Annotated in this window: 16 protein-coding genes and 1 pseudogene; 11 read left to right on the forward strand and 6 right to left on the reverse strand. The window is 64.3% G+C overall.

Annotation, left to right across the window (positions count from 1 at the left end):
- Positions 1 to 5 precede the first annotated feature (5 nt).
- Positions 6 to 638: a TetR-like C-terminal domain-containing protein gene (locus tag H7I57_RS28200; protein WP_264027744.1), complete on the forward strand. Its 633-nt coding sequence runs from the start codon at positions 6 to 8 to the stop codon at positions 636 to 638.
- Here H7I57_RS28200 and H7I57_RS28205 read toward each other — a convergent pair.
- Positions 605 to 1,042 (reverse strand): hypothetical protein, encoded by a 438-nt coding sequence (locus H7I57_RS28205; RefSeq protein WP_264027745.1) that lies wholly within the window; start codon positions 1,040 to 1,042, stop codon positions 605 to 607. The two genes, H7I57_RS28200 and H7I57_RS28205, sit on opposite strands and share 34 nt — an antisense overlap.
- Before the next feature lie 151 nt (positions 1,043 to 1,193).
- Here H7I57_RS28205 and H7I57_RS28210 point away from each other — a divergent pair, with 151 nt between their 5' ends.
- The 3 genes from H7I57_RS28210 (at position 1,194) to H7I57_RS28220 (ending at position 5,414) form a co-directional block, all read left to right on the forward strand.
- A complete protein-coding gene (locus tag H7I57_RS28210) occupies positions 1,194 to 2,693 on the forward strand; it encodes a serine hydrolase domain-containing protein (RefSeq protein WP_264027822.1) in 1,500 nt (499 codons plus the stop codon).
- Positions 2,694 to 2,765: 72 nt separating this feature from the next.
- The gene (locus tag H7I57_RS28215; RefSeq protein WP_443678345.1) at positions 2,766 to 3,425 is read left to right on the forward strand and encodes a TetR/AcrR family transcriptional regulator; all 660 of its coding nucleotides are present in this window, start codon (positions 2,766 to 2,768) and stop codon (positions 3,423 to 3,425) included.
- 117 nt (positions 3,426 to 3,542) lie between these two features.
- Positions 3,543 to 5,414 (forward strand): S9 family peptidase, encoded by a 1,872-nt coding sequence (locus H7I57_RS28220; protein WP_264027746.1) that lies wholly within the window; start codon positions 3,543 to 3,545, stop codon positions 5,412 to 5,414.
- 181 nt (positions 5,415 to 5,595) lie between these two features.
- On the opposite strand, the pseudogene H7I57_RS28230 reads toward H7I57_RS28220, so the two are convergent.
- Positions 5,596 to 6,118: pseudogene (locus H7I57_RS28230) on the reverse strand (TetR/AcrR family transcriptional regulator); the annotation flags it as partial.
- A 50-nt stretch (positions 6,119 to 6,168) separates the two neighbouring features.
- On the opposite strand from H7I57_RS28230, the gene H7I57_RS28235 reads away from it, so the two are divergent.
- A complete protein-coding gene (locus H7I57_RS28235; RefSeq protein WP_264027825.1) occupies positions 6,169 to 7,341 on the forward strand; it encodes a cytochrome P450 in 1,173 nt (390 codons plus the stop codon).
- Between the two features lie 120 nt (positions 7,342 to 7,461).
- On the opposite strand, the gene H7I57_RS28240 is transcribed toward H7I57_RS28235, so the two are convergent.
- On the reverse strand, positions 7,462 to 8,424 hold the full coding sequence (locus tag H7I57_RS28240; RefSeq protein WP_264027753.1) for an SDR family NAD(P)-dependent oxidoreductase: 963 nt from the start codon (positions 8,422 to 8,424) through the stop codon (positions 7,462 to 7,464).
- 83 nt (positions 8,425 to 8,507) lie between these two features.
- Between H7I57_RS28240 and H7I57_RS28245 the strand changes: the two genes are divergently transcribed.
- Positions 8,508 to 9,131, forward strand: coding sequence for a TetR/AcrR family transcriptional regulator (locus H7I57_RS28245; RefSeq protein WP_264027754.1), 624 nt, complete (start codon positions 8,508 to 8,510; stop codon positions 9,129 to 9,131).
- Here the strand turns inward: H7I57_RS28245 and H7I57_RS28250 are convergent.
- The 3 genes from H7I57_RS28250 to H7I57_RS28260 are packed head-to-tail and all read right to left on the reverse strand — an operon-like array spanning position 9,128 to position 12,146.
- Positions 9,128 to 10,576 carry an aldehyde dehydrogenase gene (locus H7I57_RS28250; RefSeq protein WP_264027826.1) on the reverse strand — a complete coding sequence of 483 codons (1,449 nt, stop codon included), beginning with the start codon at positions 10,574 to 10,576 and terminating at the stop codon, positions 9,128 to 9,130. The genes H7I57_RS28245 and H7I57_RS28250 overlap by 4 nt on opposite strands.
- 50 nt (positions 10,577 to 10,626) lie before the next feature.
- On the reverse strand, positions 10,627 to 11,331 hold the full coding sequence (locus H7I57_RS28255; RefSeq protein WP_264027755.1) for an SDR family NAD(P)-dependent oxidoreductase: 705 nt from the start codon (positions 11,329 to 11,331) through the stop codon (positions 10,627 to 10,629).
- Positions 11,328 to 12,146 (reverse strand): TauD/TfdA dioxygenase family protein, encoded by an 819-nt coding sequence (locus tag H7I57_RS28260; protein ID WP_264027756.1) that lies wholly within the window; start codon positions 12,144 to 12,146, stop codon positions 11,328 to 11,330. Before H7I57_RS28260 ends, H7I57_RS28255 begins: the two co-directional genes overlap by 4 nt.
- 103 nt (positions 12,147 to 12,249) lie before the next feature.
- On the opposite strand from H7I57_RS28260, the gene H7I57_RS28265 reads away from it, so the two are divergent.
- Genes H7I57_RS28265 through H7I57_RS28285 form a run of 5 tightly spaced genes read left to right on the forward strand, consistent with a single transcriptional unit; the run spans position 12,250 to position 16,963 of the window.
- Positions 12,250 to 13,215, forward strand: coding sequence for a TIGR03621 family F420-dependent LLM class oxidoreductase (locus H7I57_RS28265; RefSeq protein ID WP_264027757.1), 966 nt, complete (start codon positions 12,250 to 12,252; stop codon positions 13,213 to 13,215).
- A gap of 22 nt (positions 13,216 to 13,237) precedes the next feature.
- Entirely contained in the window at positions 13,238 to 14,128 is an 891-nt protein-coding gene (locus tag H7I57_RS28270; protein WP_264027758.1) for an enoyl-CoA hydratase/isomerase family protein, read from the forward strand.
- Positions 14,125 to 15,426 (forward strand): aromatic ring-hydroxylating oxygenase subunit alpha, encoded by a 1,302-nt coding sequence (locus H7I57_RS28275; RefSeq protein WP_264027759.1) that lies wholly within the window; start codon positions 14,125 to 14,127, stop codon positions 15,424 to 15,426. The genes H7I57_RS28270 and H7I57_RS28275 overlap by 4 nt, the downstream gene beginning before the upstream one ends.
- On the forward strand, positions 15,426 to 15,758 hold the full coding sequence (locus H7I57_RS28280) for a hypothetical protein (RefSeq protein WP_264027760.1): 333 nt from the start codon (positions 15,426 to 15,428) through the stop codon (positions 15,756 to 15,758). Before H7I57_RS28275 ends, H7I57_RS28280 begins: the two co-directional genes overlap by 1 nt.
- On the forward strand, positions 15,758 to 16,963 hold the full coding sequence (locus tag H7I57_RS28285) for a CaiB/BaiF CoA transferase family protein (protein ID WP_264027761.1): 1,206 nt from the start codon (positions 15,758 to 15,760) through the stop codon (positions 16,961 to 16,963). Before H7I57_RS28280 ends, H7I57_RS28285 begins: the two co-directional genes overlap by 1 nt.
- Positions 16,964 to 16,967: the final 4 nt, after the last annotated feature.

A 16,967-nucleotide genomic window follows, 5' to 3' on the forward strand; every position in this document is an offset into this window, starting at 1 on the left:
GAATCATGAGAACAGATCGGCCCGGAGATGACAAGGGACCGTCCCGGCCGTCTGCGGGGCGACCGCGCGACAGCAAGATCGACGCCGCGATCGTTCAAGCCACCCGGGAGCTCCTGCTGGAGACGGGTTACCCCGCGCTGTCGCTGTCTGCGATCGCGGCGCGCGCCGGGACCACGACCGCTGCCATCTACCGGCGTTGGTCGGGCAAGGCACAGCTCGTCCACGAGGCGATACTGCCTGCCGAGGTCATGGCCATGCCGAGTGCCTCCGGTGACGTCACCGAGGACATCCGCGCGCTGGTGGAGGCGACGCGGACGATGTTCGACCGCCCGGAGGTCCGGGTGGCGCTACCGGCGTTGATCGCCGACACCGTCGCCGATCCCGATGTGCACAGCCGAATGACTTCTCGTTTCGCCGAGAGTCTCGCCACCTTCCGGACCAGGATCGACCAGCAGCCCAGCGACGATGGCGACCTACCCTTGCTCGCCGAAGTCGTTGTCGGCAGCGCGATCTTCCGCATCATCGTGCGGCACGACGCCCCGCTGGACGCGGCGTGGGTGGACGACCTGACCCGCCTGGTCAGCTCCGGCTGGGCCTCGATGTCTCACGCCGCGAGCCGCAGTTCGGCACCGGGGTGAGTACTGAGCGTCACGACCACCGTGCCGCTTCCCGTTTCGAACGTGGTGTTGGCATAGCCGAAAAAACCGTAGTGCCCGTCAATCGTCGATACCGCGGTGATGTCACCACTGCCCGAGGCCCCGGTGTGGAGATTCACCCAAGAGGCGGTCACGGTGAGCGCACAGGAACCGTCGTAGGTGCCGGCGTCATAGTGGATCGCCACGCGGACACCGTCCTCGACACGTTCGTCGACCTGCACCGGCGTCACCTGAGCCTCGGCGCTGACGGTGCCGGCACACGTCGGGGACGCCACCACCGGGACCCGGTCGAGTTGCGCGAAGTCCTCGGCGTGGGCCGTTGCCGTCCACAACCAGGGCACAATCAGCGCGACGGCGAGCGCGCCGCCAACACGGAACGGACTCATGCTCCCTTATCGACGGCCACCAGGGTGGCGTTAGCGCCGTGGGCGTGAGGCGCGCAGAGCCGGAATCAAACAACGAAGCTCAGCCCTTGGCCGCGGTGCCCCGAATACGACGATCGCGTGACGCTCTGCATGGCGTCGAACTACCGTCGGCCTGGTGACGGTGTCTGGGTTGCTCGCCCGGGCCTACGCGGCTGGACTCCTCCTACTCACAATCGTTGCGGTCCCGTCGTGCGAACAAGCGGCGCACCCACCACCAGGCACCAGCACACCAACACCGGTTACGACCGCGCCGGCCGTCACGCCCGAGGGTGATTTCACCGCCGTCTCCCAACTCATGGACGATGCGATTGCGGCACATCGGCTGCCTGGCGCGGTGGTCCAGATCGGGCACGCCGGCAAGATCGTCTTTCGGCAGGCGTTCGGCTCGCGCAAGCTCCCCGTCGAACCGGGATTGACTGGGGTGCCCGCACCCGCTGAGCCGATGACCGAGGACACGATCTTCGACCTCGCCTCGTTGACGAAGAGCCTCGCGACGGCCACCGCCGTTCTCCAACTCTACGAACAAGGCCGCGTCCAGATCGACGATTCCGTGGAGACCTACCTGCCGGACTTCAACCCGACGAACGACCCGCGACGGGCTCAGGTGACGCTACGCATGCTGCTCACGCACACATCGGGCATAGCGGGAGATCTGAGCCTCGACGGTCCGTGGGGACTGGACGATGCCGACAAGGACGAAGGCATTCGCCGTGCCCTCGCCGCGTGGGTGGTGTTCGGTCCAGGGGAACTCTTTCACTACTCCGACATCAACTTCATCCTGCTTGGCGCGATCATCGAGAAGATCACCGGTGAGCCCTTGGACAATTACATGCAGGACAACGTCTTTGCCCCACTGGGCATGAACGACAGCCGCTACCTTCCCGCGGCCAAAGCATGTGGTCCGCACCAGATCCGCGGAACCGCAGTCACACTCGGCGATTACGTGCCGTGGGTCGGTCGATGTCCGGCAGGTACGTGGAGCACCGGGCTCTTGGTGCGCATCGCTCCGACGGCGCGTGACGAAGACACCCCGGGCATCAACCCCGACTACGGCCACCTCCTTCGCGGTACCGTGCATGACCCAACGGCACGCCGCATGGGTGGAGTGGCAGGCAATGCCGGACTGTTCTCGACAGCCGATGATGTCGGCCGGTTTGCCCAGGCCCTTCTCGATCGCCGCGCCGGCCGGCCCAGCACGTTCCCGTTGAGGCAATCCACCCTGGAGTTGATGACGACTCCCCAACAGCCCGGACACACCGCGGGACAACTCGAGGCGGCGAACGACGCCATCCGGCTGGCCATCGAAAAGACACCCAACACGACACATCCCCTGCTGGCCCCCAACTATCCTGCGCTCGCCGGACAGAACCTCCGAGGCTTCGGGTGGGACATCGATACGGCACATTCCAGACCGCGCGGCATGATCTTTCCCATCGGCAGCTTCGGGCACACCGGCTTCACCGGGGTGACGCTCTGGATGGACCCGGGGTCGAACACCTACGTGGTTGTCCTCGCGAACGTGATCCATCAACGCGGCGGCCCACCGATTGCGGGCCTGAGCGGTGATGTCGCCACAGAGGCAGCCCGGGCCCTGGGTCTCCTCGGGAACTAGTCAGCTCAACGGCCGCCGTGGGGCGCATTTGACCAGAATGTCACTTAGTGACACTCTGTATTCTGTCGCTAAGTGACAGGAGGTCCCGACGTCGTCACGTCTGCAGCATCAACCCCGACCGACGACAAGCAGGCGCAGGCACGCCTGCGGGTGTCCCGTCACGCCTGCGAGTTGTTCTGGGAGCGGGGCGTCGCCGCGACCACCGGTGACGACATCGCAGCCGCGGTGGGCCTGTCGACCAGAACGATATGGCGCTACTTCCGTTCCAAGGAGAGTTGTGTGGAGCCGGTGCTGGCGTTGTCGGCGAAGCGCTTCATCGCATTGGCCAACCGCTGGCCCGCCGAGCTGTCACTGGCGGAACACATGGCGGCCGACATGGTCCAGAATCCGCTCACCGAGCGGGAGATCGCCGACGAAGTGGCCGCGCTACGGATCGCGACCATGTCGGCGACCGAGCCGGCACTGCGCACCGCCTACCTGATGGTGCACGACGAGATGGAGCGCGGCTTCATCCCCGTCGTCGCCAGGCGGCTGCGTCTTCCCGACGACGACCTCACCGTGCGCCTGTGTGCGGCGGCGGTCACCGGAGCGTTTCGTGTGGTCGACGAAGACGTGGGGCGCCGGACCATCATCGACAAGGAGAAGGTCACTCAACAGGAGGCTCTGGCGTTGATCGACCGCGCCATCCGGGACGCCACCAACGGCCGTTTGGGCGGGCCAGTGGAGCCCTGAAACAGCTGAAATAGCCACCACCACAACGAAATAGAACTGCAATCGCGACCGCGGGGCGACCACGACATCTGACGGTGCGATGAACCCTGCCTGAACCAACCACGCGAAAGGACTGTCATGGCACTGCCCGAACTGATCTCAGTGGAGGACTTCTTCAACCCGCCCACTCGCGCGGCTGCGACGATCTGCCCGGACGGCACGAAGATTGCGTTCCTCGCACCCTGGAAGGACCGCCTCAACGTCTGGGTGCAGAGCCTCGAGGACTCCGATGAGCCGCGGTGCGTCACGGCCGACGACAACCGCAGCGTTCTCCACTTCGAGTGGACCGACGACCCCCGATGGCTGATCTATCTGCAAGACACCCAGGGCGACGAGAACTGGCACATCCATCGAGTCGACCTCGACGACCCGGACGCCGCCGCCGTCAACCTCACCCCGTTCCCGGGTGCGATGGCCGCACCCCTACGGGAGGTCAGGAACGGCACGACGACCGTCATGCTGAACAACCGGGACGCCACCCAGTTCGACGTCCACGAACTCGACATCGTCACAGGCGAACTCACCCTGATCGCCGAGAACCCCGGACGCGTGTACACCTGGATGTCCAGCGACAAGGGCGACCTGTTCGCCACGTCGCTGACCCCCGGCGGCGACCTCGAGTTGTCGCGGTGGGACGGCGCCGCCCTGCATCCCATCACCAGATTCGACGGCACCGACTACCCGATGGGCATCCACCCGATGGTCGTCACACCGGAAGGAACCGGTCTGTGGATGGGCTCCTACCGCGGCAGCGACCACACCCGCCTCGTGCGCGTCGACCTGACCACCGGCGAGGAGACGGAAGTCGACAGCCACCCCGAATTCGACCTCGACCCGCGGGCTATCGTCAGTCCCGCCATCCCGGCGCCGCTGATTCAGGATCGGCGCACCAGCGAGTTGCTCGGAGTGCGCTATTTCGGTGAGCGGCAGGTTATTCGGGCACTGGATCCTCAGTTCCGCGACATCCTGGCGAACCTGGAGAAGCTGTCCGACGGGGACATCGGGCGTCTCTCATCGGACCGGACCGGCCGGCGCTGGGTCGTCGGTTTCAACCACGACCGGGACCCCGGCGCCACCTACCTGTACGACCACGGCACCGGCGAGAGCCGACTGCTGTTCCGGCCGCTGCCGCACCTGGATCCCGCCCAATTGGCCGCCATGCAGCCGGTCACGATCACCGCACGCGACGGCTGGCCGTTGCACTCCTATCTGACCCCGCCTGTCGGGGTCGAGCCCCAGGGTTTACCACTGGTGCTCGTCGTACACGGCGGGCCGTGGTACCGCGACAGCTGGGGTTTCGATGCCGGGGTTCAGATGCTGGCCAACCGCGGGTATGCGGTGCTCCAGGTCAACTTCCGCGGGTCCATGGGCTTCGGCAAGGCGTTCCTCAGCGCGGCGAAGGGCGAGTTCGCGGGCAAGATGCACAACGACCTGATCGACGGGGTGACCTGGGCGGTCGAGCAGGGCTACGCCGACCGTGACCGCGTCGGCATTCTGGGCGGTTCCTACGGAGGGTATGCCGCGCTGGTCGGCGTGACGTTCACGCCCGACGTCTTCGCCGCAGCCGTCGACTACGTCGGCATCTCGGACCTGGCGAACTTCATGCGAACCCTGCCTGCGATCGCGCGACCACACCTTGCCAACAACTGGCACGCCTACGTGGGCGACCCCGACGACCCCGAGCAACTCGCCGATATGCTGGCCCGCTCCCCGATCACGAAGGTGGACCAGATCCGCACGCCGTTGCTGGTGATCCAGGGTGCCAACGATGTCCGCGTCGTCCAAGCCGAGTCCGACGACCTGGTCAACGCGTTGCGCGACCGCGGTGTCGAGGTGGACTACCTCATCCAGACCGACGAAGGCCACGGCGCCGTCAACCCGGAGAACGTCATCGAGATGTGGGAGGCGATATCCCGCTTCCTCGCAGAGCAACTCGGCGGCCGCGGATGACCGACCTGCTCGGTGTGGCGATTCGGACCCGACCGCCGCTATGTGATGGCGATCAGTTCCCTGGACCCCACCGGCGACGCCGCCGCCCGCGCGAACATCACTCAGGCCGTCAAGACGATGTTCCCGGGCGGCAAGATCTGAGACCGCCTGTGCGCCAGCTCTCGTCGCTGTTGGGCACAGCTCAGAGCGGCCAGTCGGCAGGCGGTGACGAGTAGCGCAATTCCGGCACGGGATGGAGTCGGCGCCCCTCGATCGTCGTCATCCCATCGAGCACCAGGGTGACGTAGCGTCGCCACCCCTTACCCGACGGATCCATGGGTTTACAAGACGCTGTGCAGCATCGCGATGATCCCGGGTAGGTCCTCGGGCTCGAGGTCGGCGCGAATGAGACCAGCCTCCTGCGCGCGCCGGAGAAGTTCCCGCAGCGCTTCGTCAAGCGGAACGGAGATGTCGGCAAGCACCCCGGCCCGCCGCCCTGCTGCAAGAAGACTGTGCTCCTGCGCCCCAAGGGAAATGGCCGCCTCAATGAGCTCGGTCAGCCCGTGCAACGGGTCTGCCCTGCGACGTGCCTGCTTTATCGCAGGCGACAGGTTCTCGGCAATGCTCTGATCTAGGGCCGCCCGGATCAGCTCTCCCTTGCTGGGGAATCTGCGGTAGAGCGTGCGCTCGCCAACTCCGGCGCGGTGGGCGACCGCCTCGACCGGTCCCAACGCCGCCGTTGCCGACGCCTCCCTCTACCGACGACCTTCCCGTCATGCCTCTGCCGCGCGCACCCGGATGCCCTCTGTCGCCGCCGGCAGCCTTCGCCGAATGGCGCGAGTCCGACGGCCTCCAGCTCGCTTCGTGGCGCGGTCGACCTACCTGGGTCGTCAGTAGGTACGAGGATATCCGGGCAGCCCCGGTCGATCCGCGGCTGAGTGCCGACACCATCCCCGATACCATGAAGGCCACCAGTACGGAAAACAAGTCGCCGCAGATCTTCCCGCGCATCGACGACCCCGAACATAACCGGCTGCGTCGGATGATGACCCGCGACTTCACCTTTCGGCGGACCGAGACCATGCGTCCGCAGATCCAAGAATTGGTCGACGGCTTTCTCGACGACATGATCGCCGGCGGTCCGCCCGCCGACCTGGTCCGCGACTTTGCGCTTCCACTGCCGTCACTTGTGATTTCACTGCTGCTCGGTGTGCCGTACGAAGATCACGAGTTCTTCCAGGAGAAGAGCACCCTCGGACTCGACTCCAGATCAACGGACGAGGAGAAGGCCGTATCGATCGGGGAGATCTTCGGATACATGTTCGAGCTCGTTGCACGCAAGGAACGCGAGCCGGGCGACGACATGATCACCAGGCTGCTCACCGACTACGTCGCAACAGGCGCGCTGAGCCGCGAGACCGCCACCATGAGCGCACTAATCATGTTGCAGGCGGGCCACAAGACGACGGCAAGCATGATCGCGCTCGGTACGCTGGCATTGCTTCAGCATCCAGAGCAACTTACCCGCTTGCGGGAGACCGACGATCCCGCCGTGGTGGCGAATCTTGTCGAAGAGTTGATGCGCTACCTCACCATCGTGCACAGCCTGGTGGAGAGAGTTGCACGCGAAGACCTGACCATCGCCGGTCAGTTGGTGCGGTCGGGAGACATCGTCCTCATGAACCGTCCCGCGGGCAACTGGGACGCCGCCTTCGTGGACGCCCCAGGGCGCCTCGACGCCGATCGAAACAGCCGTGGACACTTGGGCTTCGGCTACGGGGTTCACCAGTGCATCGGCCAGAACCTCGCTCGCGCGGAACTGCAAATTGCGCTCTCTTCGCTCGCACGCAGGTTACCCGGACTGCGGCTGGCGGTGCCGGAATCGGAGTTGCGCTTCCAGAACGAGAAAGAGATCTACGGCATCGACGCGTTGCCCGTCACATGGTGAACCGTGAGATCAGCCAACACTTTCAGATGCTGTGAGACCGAACAAACCTCACCGCGGCATGGGGCGCGGGTTGCGTCGGGCATGGCGTGGCCACGCCCAGGTCTTTGCTTAGCCGGTCTCCTACAGATTTTCTCGCATAATTGACCCGTACAACTCGGTCATCTCATCGGCGACACCACTTGGCACCGTGTAGTCGGTCTCATCTCGTATCTCCTCGAAGTGGTCGCGGACGTCCTCGGCCGACAGCCGGGGCCGGTACACGCCCGCGGTCCTGCCGATGAAGAATCTCGAGACGTGTCCGGCGCCTGCCGAGTAAATCTCGCCGGTGACAGCACAGTCCGCGTGGGCGAGGTACGCGACGACTGGTGCCACCAGAGCCGGATCGAGCTTCTCGAGGAACGGTCGCATCAGCGCCTCGGTCGCCGCCTGCTCATCCGCATTGCGCTGCTGGTCATTGCCGGCCATTGATGTCTCGAGCATCCGCGTCGCCGCGATCGGAGCGATCGCATTGACCTTGATACCGACCTCTGCGCCTTCCGCCGCCAGCACTCGGGTCAAGCCGATCAGGCCGGTCTTCGCCGCACCGTAGTTGCTCATCGTCTCGGCGCCCAGAATGCCCGCCGCGGAGCAGGTATTGACGACTCGGCCATAGCCCTGCTCCCGCATCACATTCCAGGCCGGACGGGTGACGAAGAAGGCACCCTTGAGATGAACGTCGATGAGCGGTTCGACGAGGTCGGGCGTCATGTCCGAGAAGGGTGAGTCGCGCACGATCCCCGCGTTGTTCACGACGATGTCGACGCGTCCCCACCGCCGCATGGCGGTGTCGATGATGGCGCTGCCCCCCTCGGACGTCGCCACGGAGTTCGCGTCGGCGATCGCCTCACCTCCGTAATCGAGAATATCCTGGACAGTGGCTGCAGCGGCATCGGCGACTGCACCCTCACCGGTCACCGATCCTCCGAGATCATTGACCACCACCCGAGCACCCCGCGCGGCCAACAGTCGTGCGTATTCCGCTCCGAGCCCCCTTCCTGCCCCGGTTATGACGGCTACCTGCCCGTCGAAGCGTAGTTCGGTCATGATCTCGGTCCGCCGTTCGGAGATGGTGAATCATCGGGAGTGATTGCAGGGAAGGGGGCGTCGTCGCAGTAGAATCCCGCGTGATGGCTACACGTCGCGGACGACCGACCCAGGCTGAGGCGAAGGCGCTCGATCAAACTGTGCGCGAAGCTGCTGTGGCCACGTTCCTCGAGTTCGGTTATGCCGGAGCGACCATGGAATCCATTGCGCAGGCGGCTGGCATCACCAAACGGTCGCTGTACGCCCGCTATGCCGACAAGCGGGCGGTGTTTGTGGACGTGATCCCATGGGCGCTTGCGCGCTACACCGGCGACGAACCCGTCGAGCAACTCCATGACGAAGATCTCGAGACCGCACTGCTTGCCCTCGGACGCGCCTCCCTCACCCGGGCCACGCACCCTCAGAACGTTCGACTCAAGCGCATCGCGTTCAACGAGGCAGCACTTTTCCCGGAGTTCAACGTCTCCGCGGAGTCGATGATGTGGGCGGGCCGTCAACGTGCCGTCACCGAGCTGCTAAGGCAACATCAGGAACTCGGCAACATCGACGTCGGCGATGTCGAGCTGGCCGCCGAGCACTTCTTGGCGCTGGTCGAAGCCGTGCCGGCGCGCATGGCTGACTTCGGTGTTTTTCGGTCGAAGAAGCAGCAAGAGCGGCACCTTCAGTTCGCGGTTCAGCTCTTCCTTCGGGGTGCTCTGCCACGTTAACCGCCCTTGGCACACGAAATCGACTGACTGACAAGGTAACTTTCCAACCCCTCGCGGCCGAGTTCGCGTCCGTACCCGCTGGCCTTCACCCCGCCATAGGGTGCAAGCGGATCCATGATGTAGCCCTCGTTCACACCGAACGAGCCCGCTCGTATTCTGGCAGCGACACTCTGTCCGCGGTCGGGGTCTGCGGTGAACACCGCGCCGGCGAGTCCGTAATCGGAGTCGTTCGCGATCGTGATCGCCTCCGCCTCGTCGCGGTAGGGGATCACCGTGAGGACCGGCCCGAAGATCTCCTCGCGCGCGACCTTCATCCCGTTGTCCGCATCGGCGAACAGTGTCGGCTGGACATACCAACCTTGCTCGAGGCCGTCGGGCATGTCGACTCCTCCGGTGACCAGGCGAGCACCGTCGGCAATCCCGCTGGCGATGTACTCCCTGACCCGGGCCTGCTGGCGTTGCGCGACCAGCGGCCCGATCTGGGTGGCGTCGTCGGACGGATCGCCCACTACGAGCCCGTCCAGTTCGGCGGCCAGTGCCTCGATGACGGCGGTATTTCCTGCCGGAACGAGGACGCGGCTCAGGGCATTGCAGACCTGACCGCTGTTGGCCAGGCTGGACATCTGAATGGCCCTCGCCGCCGACTCCGGGTCGGCATCATCGAGAATGATCGCCGCCGACTTTCCGCCGAGTTCGAGGCTGACCTGTCTGAGCCCGGCAGCACAGGCGAGAGCCACCTCCCGACCGGCCGCCGTGGATCCGGTGAATGACACCTTGTCCACCCCCGGATGGGCAACGAGATGCGCACCCGTGGCCCGTTCTCCTGGAACGAAATTCACGACGCCGGGCGGCAGCTCGGCCTTCTCGATGAACTCGGCGAGCAACAGTGCGTCCATTGAAGCCTCCGGGGACGGCTTGACCACAACGGTGCACCCGGCGAGCAGCGCGGGGATCACCTTGGCGGTGGTGAGGAACTGCGGCATGTTCCACGGCACCACCGCGGCTACGACACCGACCGGATGCTTCGCAATGCATATCTCGCCGCCGTAGAAGCCCGATCGGACCTCTTCGAATTCGTAGGCGCCCGCCACCGCGGTGAAGGCGGTGATGGCACTCAAGGGCAGCCGCGACTGAACGTGCTTGCTGAACGTGATGGGGGCGCCGATCTCGGTCGAGATGAGTTCGGCCATCTCCCGGCGACGTTCTTTATAGATGGACCCAAGGCGTCCGACCGCTTTGATCCGTTCGGCGGCACTCAGGCGCGGCCACGGACCGTCGTCGAATGCCGCCCTCGCTGCGGCGACGGCCCGGTCCACGTCGGCGGGACCAGCGGAGACCACGTGGCAGATGACGGACTCCGTATGTGGCGATACCACCTCGATCGTGGCCTGCGAGGTCGGTGTCTGCCATGTGCCGTCGATGAACAGTTCGGTTCCGGTGTACATGTCTCGCATTTCGGTAAGGGTGAACAGTCGGGACGTGGTTCGTTGTCAGTTCAGGTACAGCGGCCGCCGTTCACGCCGACGATCTGGCCCGTGATGTAGCCGGCTTCCTCAGAGACGAGGAACGCGCACGTGGCAGCGATGTCCTCCGGCCGGCCAATGCGACGGACCGGAATGCTCTTGGCGATGTCCTCGATTGATCCGCCGAGCAGACCCTTCGCCTCTGCCTGGCGCAGCATGGGGGTATCGATGGAACCCGGCGGCACAATATTTGCGGTGATGCCGTCCGGACCATATTCGAGCGCAAGGCTTTTCGTCAGTCCGTTCACCGCGGTCTTGGCAGCAACGTAGGAACCCTGAAAGGCGGAGCCGGAGTGGGTGCTTGAGGACGAGATATTGACGATTCGTCCCCAGCCCGCCTCAAGCATGTCGGGCAATACCGCCTGGGTCACGTGGAAAACGCCGTGCAGATTCACGTCGATCACTTTCTTCCACTCGTCGAAGGTGATATTGGTGAAGCGCCGGAAGGACGTCATACCTGCCGCGTTCACCAGGATGGTGATAGGTCCGAGTGCCGCGCGCACGGTGTCGAGAGCCTCATCTACCTGGTCCCGGTCTGTGACGTCGGCGATCAAGCTGAAGTCGGTGTCGGACTCCGTCAAGTCGATGGTCGCAACATGGTTGCCCTCCAATCGAAGTCTATCGGCGATCGCTCTACCGATACCCGACGTGCCGCCTGTGACAAGCGCAGTCTTCATGCCCAGGCCTCCTGTCCCTTGACGTGCGTACGCCGGAGCATCCGATCAGACGACGGGTCGTACGGAAGCGCGCGATGCAACACCGCAGTGTTGTCCCAGAGCACGGCGTCACCGATGGCCCAGTCGTGGGTATAGCAGAAGCGAGATTGCGTGGACCAGGCGAGCAGCTCCTCGAGAAGGTCGCGGCTCTCCTCAGCAGGGATCCCGACGATGTGGTCGGCCGTGGCACCGATCACCAACGACCGTCTGCCATCACGCCGTTTCCACACCAGTGAACTCTCGTGGGTCGGCGCGCTCCGCCAGCCCGCGAGCTCCTCTTCGGTCGGGTTTGGGTTCACCTTACGTTGCGCCGCCTCGAAGCTGTGTACGACGCGAAGCCCGTCGTACCGCTTGCGTTCGTGGGCTGGCATATTCTCGTACGCGGCATAGGTGTTCGCGAACTCGGTGCCGCCGCCCTCGCTGGCCAGTCGCCTACCGGTGAGCATCGTCGCGCGTGACGGGACCTCGCTGGTGGTGTCGTCGAGATGCCAGTTGAATGCGCCCTTGAGGTACTCGGCCAGCTTGTTGACCTTCTTGTCCATCGTTATTGTCGAGAGCTCCCTGCCTCCCGGAACACCGCCCTCGCCACCGAACTTGCGGCTGAAGGCCACCTGGGTGTCGTCATCGAGATGGGCACCGCGTATCAGCAGTACCCCACGCCACTTCAGCGCCTCACGGCACTGGGCGATGACCGCGTCCTCGAGCAGATTCTCAACGTCGCCGTAGTCGACGAGCTCGGCCCCGAGCTCGGCATCGAGCGCAATCGTTTCGGCCATTGTCTAGCCGCCTTTCGTTCGGTAAGTCGGCTGGGGCGTGCGCCCGGAATTTAAATATACAAACACGTGTACTTAATTCGCAAGAGGGGGTACTGTCTTGGCTGTGGACAGCCGGCCCTTCCGTTTTGCGATCCAGGCGGCGAACGCCAGTGGATCCGCCGACTGGCGTGACTTCTGTTGCAAGGTAGAGGATTTCGGCTACTCCACACTGTTCCTTGCCGACCACTACCTCGGTCCGGGTCCGGCCCAGCGCGCCGCACACACCCCGCGCCAGGACCTCGCGCCGATCGCCGCCATCGCGGCCGCAGCCGCCCATACGTCGACGTTGCGGCTCGGCTGCCGGGTGTTCTGCATCGACTACCACGTGCCCGCCGTGTTGGCCAAGGAGGCGGCGACGCTGGACCTGCTGTCCGACGGCAGGCTCGAACTCGGGATCGGAGCAGGCTGGAGCGGGTTGGAGTACGAGGCCATGGGTTTGACGTTCGAAACTCCTGGCCGTCGCATCGCGAAGCTCAAGGAAGTGGTGGCACTGATCAAGGCGCATTGTGGGCCCGACGAACTCGCGTGCACCGGCGAATACGTGAACGTCAAGGGCTACAAGGGAACACCCGACACCGTGCAACGGCCCCACCCGCCCATCATGATCGGCGGCGGCGGCAAGCGAGTGCTGACGTACGCCGGCCGCGAAGCCGACATCGTCAGCATCAATACCGTGCCATTCGCACAGCGAACCGACGAAGGCCTCACCCCCACAGAGGAAGCCATCCGACGCTACGAATACGTGCGCGCAGCAGCCGGTACCCGCATCGGCGACCTCGACATCGAAAGCTCACCCTATTTCGTCTCCATCGCCGATGATTCCGAAGACGCCTACCGACGCATTGCCGCCAAAACGGGCATGGCAATCGACGTGCTCCGCGACCACCCCAACGTTCTGGCTGGGCCGGCAGCCGCCATCGCCGAGACGTTACAGGCGCGCCGCGAGGCCCTCGGCGTCAACTACGTGACTGTCCAACAGTCCCGGGCCGAGAGATTCGCGCCGATCGTGGCGCGCCTGACGGGCACCTGACTCAATCGACTGAAAGGAAAAGATGGCGAAGCGATCGAGATTCACCGATTACCAAAACAGTTATGCCAACTACAAGTTCGAGCTCACCGGCGATGGCATCCTGTTCATGCAGTGCCATACCGATGGTGACAGCTTGGTGTGGAGCTGGGCGGCACACGACGAGATGTCGGACGCGTTCGCGGATATCGCGGGCGACCGCGAGATCAAGGTCCTAATCCACACGGGCACCGGTGAGAACTACAACGCCAATTGGGGGCGCCTACCGAACGGAGAACCGCCCGAAAACCCCATCTACCAGGCCATGCCTGACATACGCGGGCTCAACAAGCTCGATGAAAAGGCCTGGTACGCACGTCATCTCATCTTCAACGTGCTCGACGTCGACGTGCCGATGATCAGCGCTGTCAACGGACCGTGCAACATGCACTCAGAGATACCGCTGATGGGTGACATCGTGCTCGCGTCCGAAGATGCCTACTTTCAGGACGCGTCGCACTTTCCGCGCGGCCAGGTGCCCGGCGATGGCCAGCATGTCATCTGGAGCTTCCTCGCCGGACACAACAGGGCTCGCTACCTACTACTCACAGGCCAGAAGGTCGGCGCTGCCGAGGCTAAGGATTGGGGCGTGGTCAACGAAGTATTACCGAAGGACCAGGTGCTCGACCGCGCCTGGGAACTCGCCCGTGAGCTGGTCAAGCGTCCGCCACTGACCCTGCGGTACACGCGCCAGCTGTTCACCAATCCGCTCAAGCGTGCATTCATCGACGAGCTCGGCCACGGCCTGGGCCGTGAGACCTACGCGCAGCGCGCGTTCTTCCCCTTCGGCGGTGAGATGGAGCCACTTGACCGACCGTGGGACCAACAGCCCTGGACCAAAAACGGACAACACATCGAAGAAGGAGCGCGGCCATGACGGGAATTCAGCAGAAACTCGCCACGGGGAGAGGCAAATACACGCCGGAGTACCCCGAGCTCGGCACCGGCCCGGTGAACTACGAGGACTCCATCTCGGAGGAATTCTTCCAGGCCGAGCGCAAGGCGGTATTCGAGAAGAACTGGTTGTGCATTGGCCGGACCGAGCGCCTGCCGAAGAAGGGTTCCTTCTTCACCCGCGAGCTGCCCGGGGGGTTGGCGTCGATCGTCATCACCCGAGGCCTCGACGACAACTTCTACGCGTTCCACAATGTCTGCGCCCACCGCGGGAACAAGGTGGTGTGGCAGGAGCACCCGTTGGAGGAGTTGTCCGGCACTTGCCGAGCGTTCTCCTGCAAATACCACGGCTGGCGCTATGGACTCGACGGTGGCGTCAACCACATCACGAACGAGGGCGAGTTCTTCGACCTCGACAAGAGCAAGCTGCAGATGCCGCCCGTGCACTGCGAGGAGTGGGCGGGATTCATCTTCGTGAACCTCGCCAAGGATCCGGTGCCACTGCGCACCTTCCTCGGGGAAGGGTTGCTCGAGATCGAGCAGTATCCCTTCCACCTGATGACGCAGCGCTACGGCTTCTCGACCCGGATCAAGGGCAACTGGAAGCTCGCGGTGGACTCGGTGTGCGAGTGGTACCACCCACCGTACGTACATGGCCGGTTCATCGATCCCGACCTCGCCAAAGCGGAGCAACTGGTACCGCCGATCGACTCGTACCACTACGACCTGTTCCGTCCGCACATGCTCACATCGGTCCCCGGCCCGCCGCAGCTCCCGCCGCGCGAGCCGGGTCATGCCGGGGAGGCACGCCAGGAGCAGAAGTGGGTGTACCGGTTGTTCCGTGCGGGGCTCTTCGGTCCCGACGACATCCCCGACATCGGCCCGATGCCAGAGTTCCTCAACCGCGGCAACATCGCCTCGTGGGGTAACGACCAATTCTGGGTATTCCCGAACATCTCTATTCAGATTTGGGCGCGCAACTTCTACATCACCTACACCTACTGGCCGGAGACGGTGGACTCGCACATCTACGAGATCGATCTGTACTTCGTACCGCCGGCCAACGCGCACGAGCGCCTGGCCCAGGAACTGGTGGTGGACAGCACTATCGAGTTCGCCATGCAGGATGTCAACACCATCGAGGCCACGCACTCGGCCTTGAAGACCCGCGCGCAGGACACGTTCTTCCTCAGCGACCAGGAACTGCTCATCCGGCAGTTCCACACGGTCATCCGCGAGACAGTCGCCGCCTACCAGGCCGGCGAGAATAAGGAGTCATGATGGGAACCACTCTGCCGGAGGGTTTCTCCGAGCTCGAGCCGTACGTCGCCGACTGGTCCCTAGCTAAGCGGGCAGAGCGGTACGCGGCCCGCTTAGATCGACCCTTCGATGATCTGGTCGTCTTCTACGACGCGGTCGCACCCCGTGCGGAAGAAGCGATCGCTCATCTCGATGGATATAACATCAACGCACTACCAGAGGATGCCACCAGGCTGCTCCACCTGCTGTACTCGTTCATCCTGGTGTCCTACGCGGTAAATGTGTTCAACCAGAATCGGATTCCCGATTCCGGTGCCGCCTTCTTCAACATGGTCGCCGAACCGGCGGTGTGATGGAAGGGGTGAAGGCGCTGCCGCTGGCGGGGCTGCGGGTCATCGACGCAGCCACGCTGGCGGCAGGTCCCTTGGTGGCAACAACACTCGGCGAGTTCGGCGCCGAAGTCATCAAGGTGGAACAACCCGGGGTCGGCGACCCGTTGCGGACGTGGGGTGATCGACGCGCAGACATAGGGTTGATATGGAAGAGCGTCAGCCGTAACAAGCTCTGCGTGACGCTGGATCTGCGACAGGAGCCAGGTCGGAGTCTGCTTCACGACCTGCTCGCCACCAGCGACGTTTTCGTGATCAACACCAGACCGTCGACGTTGGGACGATGGGGCCTCGACTACGACACGATCCACGCCCGGCATCCGAAGCTGGTGATGATGCACGTCACCGGTTTCGGTGCGGGTGGGCCGGCAAGCGACCGCCCGGGATTTGGCACGCTCGCCGAGGCAATGAGTGGCTTCGCGCACGTCACCGGGCAGGCCGATGGTCCGCCGACTTTGCCTCCGTTCATGCTCGCCGACGGGGTTGCCGCATTGGCCGCCACGAATGCGGTGATGACAGCCCTCTACCACCGCGACACCTGCAGCGGAACGGGACAATTGGTGGACATCAGCCTCATCGAACCATTGGCCCGATTGGTCGAACAGTCCACACTGGCCTTCGACCAACTCGGACAGATTCCGCGTCGAACGGGCAACCGTGTCGATGCCAGCGCTCCGCGCAATGCCTACCGCACGTCTGACGACAGGTGGATCGCGATCTCGAGCGCATCGTCGAGCATTGCCGCGAATGTCTATCGCGCGATCGACCGTCCGGATCTCGCCGCTCGCCGCGAGTATGTGGATCCCGTTCCCCGCCAGGCGCGTTCGGTCGAGATCGACAGCCTCGTCGCCGAGTGGATCAGAGCGCGGCCGCTGGACGTGGCGATGAAGATTCTTCATGCCGAGGGGGTGGCCGCATCGGCGGTCTACGATGCACAGCAGCTCCTAGCCGATGAGCACCTGCGAGCACGAGGTACCTGGATCACGTTGGATGATCCGGATCTCGGCCCGATGACCGTGCAGGCCCCGGTCGCCCGACTGAGCGAGACGCCCGCTCACGTTGCCCACTTGGGGCGACCCCTAGGCGCCGATACCGACGCCGTATACAACGACCTACTCGGCCTAGACGCCGTGCGCCTGTCCGCGTTGCGCGCGGCAGGAGTCATCTGAGCCG

It is taken from the genome of Mycolicibacterium pyrenivorans (genome assembly GCF_025821625.1).
Lineage (GTDB): Bacteria > Actinomycetota > Actinomycetes > Mycobacteriales > Mycobacteriaceae > Mycobacterium > Mycobacterium pyrenivorans.